This window comes from Ruegeria sp. AB8, assembly GCF_056542605.1.
The window spans coordinates 145,404-160,511 of the sequence record NZ_JBQGAB010000004.1 but is presented as its reverse complement, the minus strand read 5'-3'; the positions used below and the strand labels follow the sequence as shown (position 1 = coordinate 160,511).

Here is a 15,108-nt window from a genome sequence, read left to right as displayed (position 1 = left end):
GTTACAGCACAGAAAGGCTGATACCCGAAACATTTAAGGGCATCTGTGTGCAGAACATTGGAAACTGGATCAGGAATAATGCTTGTTCCTGGACATCCTGCCAATCCCCGGATTCATGCTGTTCGTGGGATCCACAGATTTGTAAAAATCAGCCAGATCGGGTTTGGCGGGGTACAGATGGCCAACATTGTGCTCGGCCGGGTATTCGGCGCCGCGGCGGTCGAGGATCTTAAGCATCTCGGCTTTGATCGCCTTGGGATCAGCACCTTTCTTCACAATATAGTCCTGGTGCAGAACGTGGCACATGAAGTGACCATAATACAGCTTGCCCACAAGTTGCTTTGCCAGTTCCGGCGGCAACTTCTCGAACCAGTCGGTGTCATTGCGGCGTAACGCTATGTCGAGCGCAATGATGTCTTCAACTTCATGCGCATGTACCTTCATGTAACGAACGGCGGCGCCAGCCGCTGCAAAACGGTGCAAACCCGCGATTTTCGCTTCACGCGGATCACACTCGAAGTAGTCCAGCTTTTTCTTGCCCGCCATATCGCTGAGCAAGGCACGGGCCTCGTCGATACCGCCGTCGCGCATTTTCAGGATCAAGTGGTGCGGGTATCGCTTGCGAAACCCGCGCATCCGCTGCGGAAGGATATCAGGCCAAAACCGCATCGCAAACTGCATGACTCGGTCAGTGAAGTTTGTCAGACCGGGAATATCTTCAAGCCGCGCATCTACCGCGCCCTTGATGGCAAAGAAAGTCGGCAGCCGGTCCGTTCCCAGCTTGTCGATCATTACCATGGTATCCTTGCCGTATCGGTCCGAGATATCGAAAACCTCCTGGTGCATGTATTCAGCGCTGACCGGCAAGGTCTTGAATGTCGACAGGATGCAGCGGCGCAATTCGGTCAGGGCATCGGTGTCCTCAGCGCCAACATAGAACGTGCGCTCATTTTCGTTCTTCGGGTAGGTGTCCAGCCGGACTGCAAAGACAGCCAGTTTCCCGGCGCAACCGGACGCTTCGTAGAGCCGCGATTTATCGGCATTGAAGCGCGCCGGTGTATCCGCGTCGACATTCCTTACGCGCCTGCCATAGTCTGTGTCCGAGGCTTTTCGGTTGTCGGTTTCAGTATCGCCCGGCCCGAAGTCGCCCTGTTGCAAGCGGGTCAGAATTTCTTCGACCGTGTCGCCCAGGTGGATGCCCAGATGATTGACCAACTCCAGCTTTCCATCCTGCGTAATACGCGCATATAGCGACAGTTCAGTATAGGATGGCCCACGTTCGACCAGCGACCCACCCGAGTTGTTGCACACGCCCCCGACAACCGACGCCCCGATACAGGACGAACCGATCACCGAATGTGGCTGCCGCCCGATCGGGTCTAGCAACTTTTCCAGTGCGAAAAGGGTCGAGCCAGGCAAACTGATAACCTGTTTGCCTTCGTTTATCAGATGCAGGCCGTTCATCCGGCGGGTGTTGATCAGCACCACATCGCGATCATAGCACCCCTTTGGTGTGGAGCCTTCGGTCAGTCCGGTGTTGGCCGCCTGCATGATGACGATTTTGTCCGCCTCAACACAGGCCTCAAGCACCTTCCATTGTTCCAGCAACGTGGCGGGCCGCACCACCGCCAGCGCGTCCCCTTCCCCCGATCTGAATCCCCGGCGAAAACGGCGGGTGTTGCGGGCAGTTGTCAGCACATGACGCCGCCCGCAAATGGCCTGAAAGCGCTTGATCAGATCGGTATCGGTCATCCGGAACTCCTCAGTACGCCACCGAAGGCAGCCACGTGGCCAGTTGCGGCCAGAGGAACACGAAGAACAAGCCGGTCAACTGCAGGATCACAAAAGGAACGATGCCTTTGTAAATGTCGGTCAACTTGATTTCAGGCGGGCACACGCCTTTCAGGTAGAACAGTGCAAACCCCACGGGCGGCGTCAGGAACGAGGTTTGCAACGTGACCGCGACAAGGATCACAAACCATACCAGCGCCGGTTCGTCGATGACGCCAAAGCCTTCGATATCCAGACCCAGCCCGTTCACAATGGGGCGCATCAGGGGCAGAACGATCAGGGTGATCTCGATCCAATCCAGAACAAAGCCCAGAAGAAAAACGATGAACAGGATCATGAAGACAGTGCCGTTGGGGCCAAGACCCGTGCCGTGGATCATGTCTTCGATCAGTGCATCGCCACCCAGTTCCCGCAGGACATAGGAAAACACCGTCGCACCCAGGAAGATCGCAAAGATATAAGCGGTGGTGTTGAACGTAGCTTTCAGAACATTGATCAGTTTTGCCAGCGTCAGTTTGCGATATCCCAGCGCCAGCAGGGTCGCGCCCAATGCGCCCACGCCCGAGGCTTCGGTCGGTGTGGTCAGGCCCGCAAAGATTGAACCCAGAACGGCAAGGATCAGGGCAAGGGTCGGCAGTACAGCAATCAGCACATCCTTGACCGCCGCCCAATCGGGACGAGTGGCCCCTTCGGGCACTGGAGCGACTTCGCGTTTGATCAAGGCGATCACAAAGATATAAGTCAAATACAATACTCCGATGATCACCCCGGGGAACACCGCGGCCATGAACAGGTCGCCAACTGACAGGGCCATCTGGTCCGCCATGATCACCAGCATGATCGAGGGCGGGATCAGGATACCCAGCGTGCCTGATGCGCTAACCACACCGGCGGCCAGAGAGGGGCTGTATTTCTGCTCTATCATCGACGGCAGAGACAACACACCCAGCAAAACTACAGAGGCACCGATGATGCCTGTTGAGGCGGCAAGAATGATACCAATCATCGTCACCGTGATCGCCAGCCCGCCGCGCACCGTGCCGAACAGGCGCTGCATCGAAGACATCAGCCGCTCGGCCACGCCGGATTCGTCCAGCATCAGGCCCATGAAAATGAACATCGGCAAGGCCACCAGAACCGCGTTCGACATCGTGGCGTAGACACGGTTTACCACGGCGCCCAGCGTCAGATAATCCAGTCCGGTCAGAGTTTCCTCCAGACCTGTCCAATTCATCATTCCGTTGTCGAACAGATAGGCCAGTCCGCAATACGCGACCCCGACGCCAGCCAGCGTCCATGCCACCGGGAAACCGGTGAACAACAGCGCGATGAAGGTCAGGAACATGGCGATGACCAGCTTTTCCTCGGTCGTCTCAACCAGGAAGGTCAACGCGGTCGCCACGACGGCGAAGCCCAAGAGCGCCCAGATGATCAGGCGCAGGCCCTTGCCCTGACGCTCTTCATCCAAATTCATGAACAGAGCGTGGATGTCGTGGATAAGCCGCGCGCCCGCTGCCAGAGCCAGCAGAATGAAACTGGCCGGGATCACGCCCTTCAAGGCCCAACGCGCAGGCAGACCAGTCGGGCTGTCCGACGACTCGTTTACACGCCAGCTTTCATAGAAATAGTCATAGCCCTGATCGATCATGAGCCAGATGAACGGCACCAGCAGCGTGAAGATCCCGATGATCTCGATAATCCGGCGGGCACGCTGGCTGAGTTGCATGTGCAGCAGGTCCACGCGCACATGGCTGTCCGTGACCAGCGCATAAGAGATGCCGATCATCGTGACCAGACCGTAAAAATGCCACTGGATTTCATCCAGCTTCGGGTAGTTCTGGTTCAGCAGATAGCGCAGGGCTACCTGCGAAACGATGGCGGCAACAAGCAACAGGTTGGCCCACATGACCACGTGACCCACGGTCTTGACCACATCGTCAACGGCGACTGCCAGTTTCTGACGGTCAGGCTCATCGTGTTCAAGAATGTCCTCGTAGATTTCGATCGGGTCGTGACGTGTCCGCTTGGTCTCAGCCATGGTCTCCTCCTAAAGATGCAGGCTTCGGGGCGGGAATACGCCCGTATCAGTTTGGAAATGACGAAGGTCGGGAAAGGTGGGGGCGGCGAAATAAGCCGCCCCCAGGGAGGCGCAAGTGCTCAGGTCACTTGCGAGGGAGGAACGCGTTTTCTTTCCATACGGCATAGCCATCCCGGAATTCGTTCATATCGGTCAGAACCTTGTTGAAGAATTCGTCATTGGCGGCCTGTTCGGCGGCAACCTCTTCCCAGGTGGTGCGGAAGGTGGCCAGCATCTCGTCATTCCACTGTTTGATCTGCACGTCGTTGTTTTCGACGTTGTCGATCAGTGCTGCGTGCTGGATCGCCTCGCCTTCGGCAAAACTGTCCGCCATCGAAGCCTTACATGCGTTTTCGATGATCGCTTTGTGCTGATCGCTTGCCTCGCTCCACACATCCTTGTTGATCATCAGTTCGAACACGGTCGCCTGCTGGTGCCAGCCGGGGAAGTAGTTGTACTTGACCAGTTTGTGGAACCCCAGACGCGCATCGATGGCAGGCATCGAGAATTCAGTCGCGTCAATCGCGCCTTTTTCAAGAGCCGGGAAGATCTCACCACCAGGCAGCAGCGACGTGGCAACGCCCAGCTTCTGCATGACTTCACCGCCCAGGCCGAAGAAGCGCATCTTCAGGCCATTCAGGTCTTCGGGGCTGTTGATTTCATTTGCGAACCAGCCCGAGGTTTCCGGTGCAATGATCGCGCAGGGGATGACATGGACGTTGAATCCGGCCTGATCATACATCTCCTGATACAGGCTCAGCCCGTTGCCATAGTAAAGCCATGCCATGTATTCGCCGGCTTCCGGGCCGAAAGGCACGGCCGAGAACAGCGGAGCGGCGGGGATTTTGCCAGCCCAGTACCCGGCCGTGGTGTAGCCCGAATTGATCTTACCCGAGGATACGGCGTCCAGAATTTCAAACGGCGGAACCAGCTTTCCCGGCTCATAAACTTTCATTTTCAAAGTGCCGCCGGACATCAGGTCCAGTTGCTCGGCCACGCGCGGGATCGGCGAGCCAAGGCCCGGAAGCGCCGTGGAAAACGCAATCGGGGTTTTCAGCAACATCTTGTCAGCGGCCTGAACGGCGGGTGCGGCCAGAAGCGAGGCCGCAACGGCGAGCGAGGTCAGGGTGGTTTTCATGTGTACTCCTCCAAAGTGCAGGTCAGCCATCAGATCTGACCGGTCTCACCGCAGTGGCGGTATATGAGGTAAATATTGTTGACCACTTTATTCAGTCAACAATTTTATTTACCTCTTGACGCCACATTCTTGGTTTTCGAGCTCAGGCGATCATTCGCTTTCGAAAAGTCGAAATTGGCCCAAGATTCTCATTATTCAAATTTTACAGATATATATACTGTTTCCACCCATCCGTATTTTTGGGTATTTTTCCTTGCATTACAGACGTTCAGTGGTAAATTTTAAAGACAACTAGATTTTTGTGATTTCCGGCAAGCGAGGAAAAGAATTGAGCACCAGCGGGCCTTTTGAACCTGTCGGCCACGAATCAATCGCCGACGCGGTGGTCGAACAAATCGAGACGATGATCGTCGATGGCATCCTCAAGGAAGGGCGCAGATTACCATCGGAACGGGATCTTGCAGAAGCGATGGGCGTATCGCGCCCAAAACTGCGTGAAGCGTTGCAAACTCTGGAGCAACAGGGGCTGGTAACTGTCCGTCACGGCGAAGGGACATTTATCGCGCCTCTGACTGGGCGGGCTATGTCGCCCGCACTGCTGTCGCTTTACGCCCGCCATGGCGGCGCATTTTATGACTATCTTGAGTACCGACGCGAACAGGAAGCCTTTGCCAGCCGGCTTGCGGCGCAGCGCGCGACACAATCCGACAAGGAACGCATCTCGGACATTATCGCGGAAATGCAGAAAGCCTGGGAGGAAGATGATACCGACGCCAGCCAGGAAGCTGATTTTCGCCTGCACACCGCCGTGGTCGACGCCAGCCAGAACACGACCCTTATTCATATGATGGCCTCGATCTACGATCTGACGCGCCAGGGCGTATTCTACAATCGAAGGTTCTTGCGCACGATGGACGGGACCGGAGAAGTGCTGTTGCAACAGCACAAGGACATTGCGCAGGCTATTGTGGATGGCGACCCGGACAGGGCCGAGGCCGCCGCGCGAAACCATATGGACTTTGTGGAAACTTCGTTTCGGACAGGGCAGGAACAACAGGCCCGGGAAATCAGGGCCGCGAAGCGCCGTCAGTTTTCCAACTGAGCCTGCCAGTGGAGAGCGGATATGGTTGAATTCGAGCAGCAACGCCAATCAGTAATCAAAACCTGTTTGCGACTAGCCGGTGAAGGGTATCTTGCGGGTACCGGTGGCAATGCCTCCTTGCGTCTGAGTGATGAGCTATTTGCCATCACACCGTCCGCTACGGAATATCCGTCGCTGACACCTGAAGACATCGCGGTGCTGAGGCTGGATACTTTGGAACAAGTGGATGGTACCAAACCGGCCTCCATTGAAAAAGCAATGCACGCGCAATTGCACCATGCATTTCCCGGCCGCCGGGCCTGCATTCACACGCATCAACCGGTGGCAAGTGCCGTTGCACTGCTGCATCAGCGACTTGAGTGGCCAGAAGGCACGGACACGGAACTGAACGGGGATCACGTCGGGCTTGCGGAATATCAGTTCTCTGGCACCAAAAAACTGGTCAACGCTCTGAAACAGGCTTTGCGCCCGAATGTGTTCTGTTACCTACTTGCCAGCCATGGTGTCATCGCTTCGGCCGCATCTCTGGAAAAAGGCGCGGAATTGGTGGCTGCGATCGAATTTGCCGCCGCGCAATACCTTGCTGCCTTGATCCGCAACTCCAATGAATTGCCTGATATGACTCGTCAGTTGGTATCTGAAACGCTGAGCATGGTCCACGAACAAGGGCTCACGTCATGACCAGCAATGAGGGCGTCGAACATCAATTGCAGTTGGCTGCATCTCGGTTGGCGGGCAAAGGCTTGCTGCAATCCGGCGACATGATGTCGATGCGGATGCCTGACGAGAATGCGACGGTCAGCGTACATGCGGACGGCTCGTTCAGTCGTAGCGAAATCGAAGCATCCGGAACCACGCATGCGCGTATCTACGCGGCGCGTCCCGATGTCGGCGCGGTGTTGCAGTTCGATCTTATCTGGACCCGCGCCATGCATGAAATGCGCGCCTCAATGCCCTCAGTTTTCGATGAACAGATGATCCGATTGGGACGCTATGTTCCCTGTCTCGGCATCTCAAGCGACGATGACCTTCTGATCCCTGCCATCGAAGGACAAAACAACGCCTTGGTCTGCAACGATACTACGTTTTGCTTCGGAACAGGCCTGGAAAGGTTGTTGCTGAACGCCGAGTTGCTGGAAAAATGCGCTAAAGCCTTTGTGCTGGCCCGGGCTTCGGGCCAGCCGGTGCACGAAATTCCCATCGCAGAGCAAGACATGGCCGCAGACCGCCTGAAGAACGAAGAAGACGCCGCAGCCGCGCGACACCGTCAAGGGCTCTATTCCATTCTGACCAAAGGCTACTGAACCACCGGCGCCCGCCAGCAAAGGTGAGGGTTTCAACCTTGTTGTTTTTGACCATCTTATCGTCCACCTCCAGTGGCCAACCAGTTGGCGCCGGAACAACGGGCCGCAAAACCTCTTTGAAATTCAGCGCCCGTTTTTGTATTTTGGATACAAAGCCACCCAAGCTCGAGATCACTCAATGCCCAACACGCGCGCAATTTCAAGACAAAGCCTGCCGGATGTCATCACCAACGACTTGCGCGAAAGAATACTGAACGGGGAAATGGCCGAGGGTGAAGCCATCAGGCAGGAAGCGCTGGCGGAAGAATACGACGTATCCCGCATGCCAATTCGCGAAGCACTGAAACGGTTGGATGCCGAAGGGTTGGTGCAGTTGACCAACAACCGGGGCGCATCCGTCACAACGCACTCCCTGTCCGAGATCGGTGAAATCTTCGACCTGCGCGTTTTGATGGAGGTCGATTTGTTCAAGCGCGCAATTCCACATATGACCGACGCTGATTTTTCAAAATGCGAAAAACTGCTGGATGAGATGGAAAAGTCTTATGACGCTTATGATGTCGGGCGGTGGGGCAGACTGAACTATCAATATCATATGGCCCTTTACGCCGCCGCGGGGCGTGGGTTGACGAACGAAATTCTGCAACGGGTCAATCGTCAGTCAGACCGTTATGTCCGGCTGCATCTGAGCGTCATGAAACAGCGCGAGCCCGCCAAAAAGGACCATCAGCAGCTGTTGTCTCTGGCACGCGAAGGTCGTGTAGACGAAGCATGCGATCTGCTGACCAGACACATTCAGCGCACCAAGGATCAACTGTTGGAAATGGTCGTCGCCACTCGTGCAGCCGAAGACCGCTGACAGATCAGGACAACGGATAAAGGCAGGCGACCTGATGGTCGGTACCGCGCAGATCCGGTGGAGCCGCTCGGCACCGGTCAGTTGCCAGCCAGCATCGCTGGGCAAATGCGCAACCTTTTGGAACGTTCATCGGCGATGGCAGTTCCCCCTCCAGCTTGATTCTTTCCTTGCGGGCATCCGGATCGGCCCGGGGTGTCGTGGACAACAGCGCCTTGGAATAGGGATGACGCGGGGCGGCGAACAGTTGCTCTTTGGGGGCTTTTTCCACTGCGCGGCCCAGATACATGACAATCACGTCATCAGCAAAATGCCTGACAACCGAAAGGTCGTGAGAAATGAACAGGTAAGCCAGGTTCAGCCTCTCCTGCAAATCCACCAGAAGGTTCAGGATTTGCGACTGAATGGAAACGTCCAGTGCCGAAACCGGCTCATCCAACACCAGAACCTTGGGGTTCAGCATCAATGCGCGGGCAATGGCGATCCGCTGACGCTGACCACCCGAGAACATGTGAGGATAACGGTCATAGTGCTCTGGTCGCAGGCCAACCATCTCGATCATTTTTCGCGCGCTGGCTTCGCGATCCGCAGCGGACATATCGGGTCGGTTGATGATCAATGGCTCCTGAAGGATCTGACCGATCCTCTGACGCGGGTTCAAGGAGCCGTATGGATCCTGAAACACGATCTGCACCATTTCGCGCATTTGCGCCCATTTCGACGGTGTTATGTCGATTCCATCAATTGTCAGACTTCCCGAAGTCGGCTCTTCGATCATCGTTACCAGCCGGGCCAGAGTTGACTTGCCGCATCCCGATTCGCCGACAACGGCCAGTGTTTTTCCGGGTTTCAGATCAAAATCGACCCCAGACAAGGCTTTGACCGTAGCCGGTCTGGACAGCAGCCCGCCCTTGACGGTGTAGAACCGCGCAAGCGCGGTCGCCTGTACGATAGGTGCAGTCATGCGATTTCTCCGGCTGCAATCTTTTCGACGTGATGGCATCGCGCCTTACCGAAGGCGTCACTATGCGGTGTCGGGGGAGTCTGGACACAGGTTTCGTCGGCGAAACGGCATCGCGGGCCGAACAGGCAACCCTTGGGCCGGTCGAACTGCCCCGGCACCACGCCGGGAATTGTTGGCAGCGTCTTGGACGTCGCCCGTTCAGGCAGAGCGCTCAGCAAAGCCGAAGTGTAGGGGTGGCGCGGCGTGCGGAACAGATCGCCCACCGGCTGTTCTTCGACCTTCTGCCCGGCATATTGAACCTGAACCCGCTCGGCGGTTTCTGCCACCACACCCATGTCGTGGGTGATCAGGACCAGCCCCATGTCCTGCTCGTCCCGCAACCGGACCAGCAGATCGAGGATCTGCGCCTGAATGGTCACGTCCAGCGCCGTGGTCGGCTCATCCGCGATCAGAAGCTTGGGCTTACAGGCGATGGCCATGGCGATCATGACCCGCTGATTCATACCACCGGACATCTGGTGCGGAAACGTGTTCAGACGGCTGGCCGCAGCGGGAATACCCACCTGATCGAACAGTTCGATCGCGCGTTCGTGCCGTTCCTTGCGATTCAGTCCAAGATGGATGCGCAGCGCTTCTTTGATCTGGAAGCCGACCGTGAAACAAGGATTCAGCGATGACATTGGCTCCTGAAAGATCATCGCCATATCCTTGCCGATGATCTTGCGCCGTTCGCGGGCCGAAATACCGACAAGATCGCGTCCTTCAAAGCTCATCTCATCAGCCGTGATTGTCGCTGTCCACGGCAACAGGCCCATCAGAGCCAGCATCGACACCGATTTGCCAGAACCGCTTTCACCCACGATGGCCAGCAACTCGCCCTTGTTGACCGACAGGTCGACACCGTCGACGGCGCGGAACTTGCCCGAGGCGGTAGCGAATTCCACTGTCAGATTGCGGATCTGCAAAAGGCTCATGCGATCAGCTCCGTTTCAGTTTCGGGTCCAACGCGTCGCGCAGCCCATCGCCCATCAGGTTGATGGCAAGTACCGTGATCAGGATGGCCAGACCCGGAAAAGTGACCACCCACCAGGCGCGCAGAATGAATTCGCGCGCTTCGGCAAGCATGGTGCCCCATTCCGGTGTGGGCGGCTGTGCGCCCATGCCCAGAAAGCCAAGAGCGGCCGCATCCAGAATGGCAGTTGAAAACGACAGCGCTGCCTGCACGATGATCGGCGCAAGGCAATTGGGCAGCACCGTGATGAACATCAGCCGCGCTTTACCCGCTCCGGCCACCCGGGCGGAAGTGACATAGTCTTTCTGGCGTTCTGCCAAAACCGAAGCCCGGGTCAGACGCACGTAATGCGGCTGGAACACGATGGCGATGGCGATCATCGCGTTGGTCAGCGAAGGCCCGAGGATTGCAACCAGAACCAGAGCCAACAGCAATGACGGGAAGGCCAGAATGATGTCCATCACCCGCATGATCAGAGTGTCCACCCATTTCGGTGCGAACCCTGACAGCAATCCGATCATCACCCCGCCCGACACTGCGACACAGACCACGACAATCCCCACAAAGAAGGAATAACGTGACCCCATGATCAACCGTGACAGCATGTCCCGGCCGAGTGGGTCTGTACCCAACGGGAAAGCCCAGCTACCGCCCTCTTGCCAGGCGGGAGGTTGCAGGATGTGTTCGCGGAATTGTTCGGTCGGGTCATACGGGGCCAACAGGGGCGCGAAGGCTGCACAAAAGACAAAGACGGCAAAGACCCACAAACCGATGACCGCGCCTCGGTTTTCGCTAAAATAATACCAGAACTCACGCAGTGCGCTGGGGCGGCTTTCGGATTTGGGTTGGGTTGCGGAAAGCTCGGCCATCACCGCCTCCGGATCTTGGGGTTGATGACGCCGTAAAGGACATCGACCAGCAGGTTCACCAGCATCACGATCACTGCAATCATCAGCAGACCGCCCTGCACCACCGGATAGTCACGGCGGAAAATGCTGTCGACCATCCACTTGCCGATACCCGGCCAGCTAAAGATCGTCTCGGTCAGGATCGCACCGGCCAACAAGGTGCCGACGGACAGACCGATCACCGTAACCACCGGAATCAATGCGTTGCGCAAGGCATGAAGCCCGTTGATCCGAGCCGGAGACAGACCCTTGGCACGAGCCGTTCGGATATAGTCTTCGCCCAGAACTTCCAGCATCGCCGAACGTGTCTGCCGGGCAATCACCGCAAGGGGGATCGTACCCAGAACAATGGTCGGCAGGATCAGATGTCGCACAGCCGACCCGAACGCCCCCGCCTGCCCAGACAGCAGACTGTCGATCAGCATGAAGCCCGTGACACTTGGGAAGTAGTACAGCAGATCAATCCGCCCCGAGACCGGTGTCCAGCCCAGATTGCCGGAAAAAACGATGATCAGCAGCAGCGCCCACCAGAAGATGGGCATGGAATAACCAACCAGCGCCGAGGACATCAGTGCCCGGTCAAAGAACTTGCCGCGGTTCACTGCCGCGATGACGCCTGCCGGCAGACCAAGAACAACCGCAAATATCATCGCGCAGAGCGACAATTCGAGCGTTGCCGGAAACAGGGCAAAGAACTCATCCCAGACTGGCTTCTTGGTGACAAAGCTTTCGCCCAGATCGCCTTGAAGAACGCCGGTCAGATAGTCCCAGTACTGCTGCAGCACCGGCTTGTCGAAGCCCAGCTTCTCGACCATTTCCTGATAGCGTTCCTCGGTCATGCCGCGTTCACCAGCCATGACAATGATGGGATCGCCCGGAAGAACCCGGATGAACATGAAGGAAATCAGCGTCACACCCAGAAAGGTCGGGATGAACATACCCAGTCGGGTGAGAAAATAGCCAAACATCAGTGACCTATGATTCTGAGATCCTTGGGAAAGCTGGTCAGCGACCGGCAACCATCATCCGTCACCAGTACGTCATCCTCGATGCGCACACCGAAGTTGCCCAGTTCATAAAGGCCGGGCTCATTGGTCCAGACCATGCCAGCACAGATCACCTGATCGTTCCCGCGCATGATATAGGGTGCCTCGTGCACATCACGGCCCAGCCCGTGGCCGGTCTTGGTACGGATACGGTCGGCGAATGGCGATGCCTCAAGCACGCCGGTAACCGCGTCGTCGATGTCATGAGCGGTCACGCCCGGACGGCACACTTCAAATCCCTTCAGATTTGCCCGCAGCACGGTGTCATAAACCGCCCTGCCCTCGTCCGAGACCTCGCCTACAAAAAATGTACGTGTGATATCCGCTGCAAAGCCGTGCTTACGGGCTCCAAAGTCGAAAAGCAGCGCATCTCCTGACTGTATCTTGTAGTCCGCTCGCGCCTTGCCATGCGGACAGGCCGAGTTGTCCCCGGCCGCCACGATTGGGTTGAATGCCAGCGTCTCCGCCCCTTCGGCGAACAATGCCTGTATCAGCGCCTGCTCAACCTGCTTTTCGGTCTGGCCGATGCGCACATTTTCGATGACTTTCTCCAGCGCGCGTTCGGAAACATCGATTGCTGCCTGTAATGCAGCGATATCATCGTCGGTCTTGACGGTCCGTAACCCTGAAATCTGGCGCTCGCCATCCACGATCCTCAGTTTCGGCATCGCGCGGGTCAGCGCTTTGGACACAAACACCCGCATCACCTGGCCTTCTACCGCCACGGACGACACTGGCATGTGTTCAGCCAGCGCCGCAAAAGCACCATCATACCCGGTCTGATCAAACCAGTCGAACACTGCGCCCTCAAATCCAACCAGTTCCCACGAACCAAGTTCAAGATTGGGTACGATGGCCGCCGGTACGCCCTTTGCGGGGATCACAACCAGAAACGGCCGCTCGTGGCTCATGAAGGCCTTGCCCAACGCGCGGGTGAAATTCGGGCCGGGCACCAGCGCCACGGCATCAACTGACATGTCGCGTGCCAATTGGCTGTATTCGGACAAATTCGGCATTTTGGTCAGCCTCCAACAACAAGAAAACCAGAGCCGCCATATCAGGCGACTCTGGCTAGTGAGTGGTGGTTTATTCGACGCTCACACCATAGAAGATGTGGCCGCCCAACGGGTGCACTTTGTAGCCCTGCACCTTGTTGCTCATCGGCATGTAGACAACCGAATGCGCGATGGTTGCCCAGGGCGCTTGATCCTTGAAGATAACCTGCGCGTCTTCGTAGAGTTTGGTACGCTCGGCCTGATCAGTGCTTTGCTTGGCTTTCTGGATCAGGTCTTCAAAGGGCTCGTGGCACCATTGTGCGCGGTTGGACGCTTCGCGACCGTCACAGCCCAGCAGCACGGCCAGGAAATTGTCCGGGTCGCCATTGTCACCTGTCCAACCCAGCAGAACCGCGCCATCCCGGTTCAGCTCTTTCGAGCGCGACAGGTACTCGCCCCATTCGTAGGACACGATTTCGACGTCGACACCGACCTTGGAAAAGTCTTCTTGTATCAGCTCGGCCATACGACGTGCATTCGGGTTGTAGGGACGCTGCACAGGCATCGCCCAGACCTTCATCGACAGATCAGACACGCCTTCAGCTTCCAGCATCGCCTTGGCCGCTTCCGGGTCATAGGCGTCGTCTTCGATGGCATCGTTATAGCCCCACATGGTTGGCGGGATCGGGTTCTTGGCCGCCTGGCCCGAGCCCTGGAAGACCACGTCGATGATCGCCTGCTTGTCGATCGCCATGTTCAGCGCCTTGCGCACCTTCGGATTGTCGAACGGCGCCATGGTGGTGTTGTAGGCCAGATAACCAACGTTCAGACCTTCCTGCTCCATCATGTTGATGTCGGCGTCATCCTTCATCGCCTGAATATCGGCAGGGTTCGGATACGGCATCACGTGGCATTCGCCCGCTTTCAGTTTCTGATAGCGTACCGACGCGTCCGGAGTGATTGCGAAAATCAGGTTTTCAACCTGCGCCGGATTTTTCCAGTAATCGGCATTCTGAGCATAACGGATCACCGCGTCCTTCTGATAGGCCACGAACGAGAACGGTCCGGTGCCGATGGGCGCTGTGTTCAGCTTTTCAGGTGTCCCGGCCGCCATCATCGCGTCCGCATATTCCGCCGACAGGATCGAGGCGAAATCCATCGCCATGTTGGCCACAAACGGCGCTTCAGGCTTGGAGAGTGTAAATTTCACCGTGTAGTCGTCGATCTTTTCCACCGACTCGACCAGATCCGGCATACCCATACCCTGGAAATACTCCCAGGTGCCGCCCGAGACCTGATTATAGGGGTGGCTTTCTTCTTTCTGGCGCATGAACGAGAAAATCACGTCATCCGCGTTGAAATCACGGGTCGGGGTGAACTCGTCATTGGAATGGAATTTCACGCCCTGACGCAGTTTGAATGTATAAACTAGACCATCATCGCTGGCCTCGACACTTTCGGCCAGACCGGGGATCACATTCGTCGTGCCGGTTTCAAACTCGAGCAGTCGGTTATAGATCGGGTGCGAAGAGGCATCAAAGGTCGTCCCGGCCGTGAACAGCGCCGGGTCGAACCCCTCAGGTGATCCCTCAGAGCAATAGACCAGAGTGTTTGCCTGCGCTACGGCACCCGTCAGGGCAATCGCCGTGGTTGCGGCCAGCAATTTGAGTTTCATGATTTTCTCCCAGAAATGGACTTCTCAAGACAATCGCAGGGCTCATTGTCGTCAGAGCATTCAGTGACAGCATAGGTCGATGCGATCTATCTCAGCAATGTATCCAAAATACAATATCCATTGTCAACTGGCGGGCTGCTGCAATCTTGGTTTTCGGGAAATGCATTCCAGTTATCCCTATCGAGGAGTCCGATGTCTTTGCGCGACATCAAATGCAGTTTCAGTAAATTGGATTGCGGA

13 protein-coding genes are annotated in these 15,108 nt (G+C 56.8%); 4 read left to right on the top strand and 9 right to left on the bottom strand.

The window, feature by feature from the left end; translation table 11 throughout:
• Nucleotides 1–69 precede the first annotated feature (69 nt).
• The 3 genes from dld to ACR0CG_RS06060 all read right to left on the bottom strand — a co-directional run bounded on the left by dld (nucleotide 70) and on the right by ACR0CG_RS06060 (nucleotide 5,006).
• Nucleotides 70–1,752 carry a D-lactate dehydrogenase gene (gene dld / locus ACR0CG_RS06070; RefSeq protein WP_480523380.1) on the bottom strand — a complete coding sequence of 561 codons (1,683 nt, stop codon included), beginning with the start codon at nucleotides 1,750–1,752 and terminating at the stop codon, nucleotides 70–72.
• 10 nt (nucleotides 1,753–1,762) lie between these two features.
• A complete protein-coding gene (locus ACR0CG_RS06065; RefSeq protein ID WP_480523378.1) occupies nucleotides 1,763–3,829 on the bottom strand; it encodes a TRAP transporter large permease subunit in 2,067 nt (688 codons plus the stop codon).
• Between the two features lie 124 nt (nucleotides 3,830–3,953).
• Complete coding sequence (locus ACR0CG_RS06060; RefSeq protein WP_170611325.1) at nucleotides 3,954–5,006, bottom strand: TRAP transporter substrate-binding protein; 1,053 nt, start codon at nucleotides 5,004–5,006, stop codon at nucleotides 3,954–3,956.
• A gap of 328 nt (nucleotides 5,007–5,334) precedes the next feature.
• On the opposite strand from ACR0CG_RS06060, the gene ACR0CG_RS06055 reads away from it, so the two are divergent.
• The 4 genes from ACR0CG_RS06055 (at nucleotide 5,335) to ACR0CG_RS06040 (ending at nucleotide 8,271) form a co-directional block, all read left to right on the top strand.
• Nucleotides 5,335–6,108, top strand: coding sequence for a FadR/GntR family transcriptional regulator (locus ACR0CG_RS06055; RefSeq protein ID WP_480523376.1), 774 nt, complete (start codon nucleotides 5,335–5,337; stop codon nucleotides 6,106–6,108).
• Nucleotides 6,109–6,129: 21 nt separating this feature from the next.
• Complete coding sequence (locus ACR0CG_RS06050) at nucleotides 6,130–6,789, top strand: class II aldolase/adducin family protein (RefSeq protein ID WP_480523374.1); 660 nt, start codon at nucleotides 6,130–6,132, stop codon at nucleotides 6,787–6,789.
• Nucleotides 6,786–7,412, top strand: a complete 627-nt coding sequence (locus tag ACR0CG_RS06045) for a class II aldolase/adducin family protein (protein WP_480523372.1) — start codon at nucleotides 6,786–6,788, stop codon at nucleotides 7,410–7,412. The genes ACR0CG_RS06050 and ACR0CG_RS06045 overlap by 4 nt, the downstream gene beginning before the upstream one ends.
• 178 nt (nucleotides 7,413–7,590) lie before the next feature.
• Nucleotides 7,591–8,271 (top strand): GntR family transcriptional regulator, encoded by a 681-nt coding sequence (locus ACR0CG_RS06040; protein ID WP_480523370.1) that lies wholly within the window; start codon nucleotides 7,591–7,593, stop codon nucleotides 8,269–8,271.
• 4 nt (nucleotides 8,272–8,275) lie between these two features.
• Here ACR0CG_RS06040 and ACR0CG_RS06035 read toward each other — a convergent pair whose 3' ends face one another.
• The 6 genes from ACR0CG_RS06035 to ACR0CG_RS06010 form a co-directional block, all read right to left on the bottom strand.
• Nucleotides 8,276–9,232, bottom strand: a complete 957-nt coding sequence (locus ACR0CG_RS06035; protein WP_480523369.1) for a dipeptide ABC transporter ATP-binding protein — start codon at nucleotides 9,230–9,232, stop codon at nucleotides 8,276–8,278.
• A complete protein-coding gene (locus ACR0CG_RS06030; protein ID WP_480523367.1) occupies nucleotides 9,229–10,206 on the bottom strand; it encodes an ABC transporter ATP-binding protein in 978 nt (325 codons plus the stop codon). The genes ACR0CG_RS06035 and ACR0CG_RS06030 overlap by 4 nt, the downstream gene beginning before the upstream one ends.
• Before the next feature lie 4 nt (nucleotides 10,207–10,210).
• Nucleotides 10,211–11,113 carry an ABC transporter permease subunit gene (locus ACR0CG_RS06025; protein WP_480523365.1) on the bottom strand — a complete coding sequence of 301 codons (903 nt, stop codon included), beginning with the start codon at nucleotides 11,111–11,113 and terminating at the stop codon, nucleotides 10,211–10,213.
• On the bottom strand, nucleotides 11,113–12,120 hold the full coding sequence (locus tag ACR0CG_RS06020; protein ID WP_480523363.1) for an ABC transporter permease subunit: 1,008 nt from the start codon (nucleotides 12,118–12,120) through the stop codon (nucleotides 11,113–11,115). Before ACR0CG_RS06020 ends, ACR0CG_RS06025 begins: the two co-directional genes overlap by 1 nt.
• Nucleotides 12,120–13,214, bottom strand: coding sequence for a M24 family metallopeptidase (locus tag ACR0CG_RS06015; protein WP_480523362.1), 1,095 nt, complete (start codon nucleotides 13,212–13,214; stop codon nucleotides 12,120–12,122). The genes ACR0CG_RS06020 and ACR0CG_RS06015 overlap by 1 nt, the downstream gene beginning before the upstream one ends.
• A gap of 70 nt (nucleotides 13,215–13,284) precedes the next feature.
• The gene (locus ACR0CG_RS06010; RefSeq protein WP_480523360.1) at nucleotides 13,285–14,868 is read right to left on the bottom strand and encodes an ABC transporter substrate-binding protein; all 1,584 of its coding nucleotides are present in this window, start codon (nucleotides 14,866–14,868) and stop codon (nucleotides 13,285–13,287) included.
• Nucleotides 14,869–15,108 lie beyond the last annotated feature (240 nt).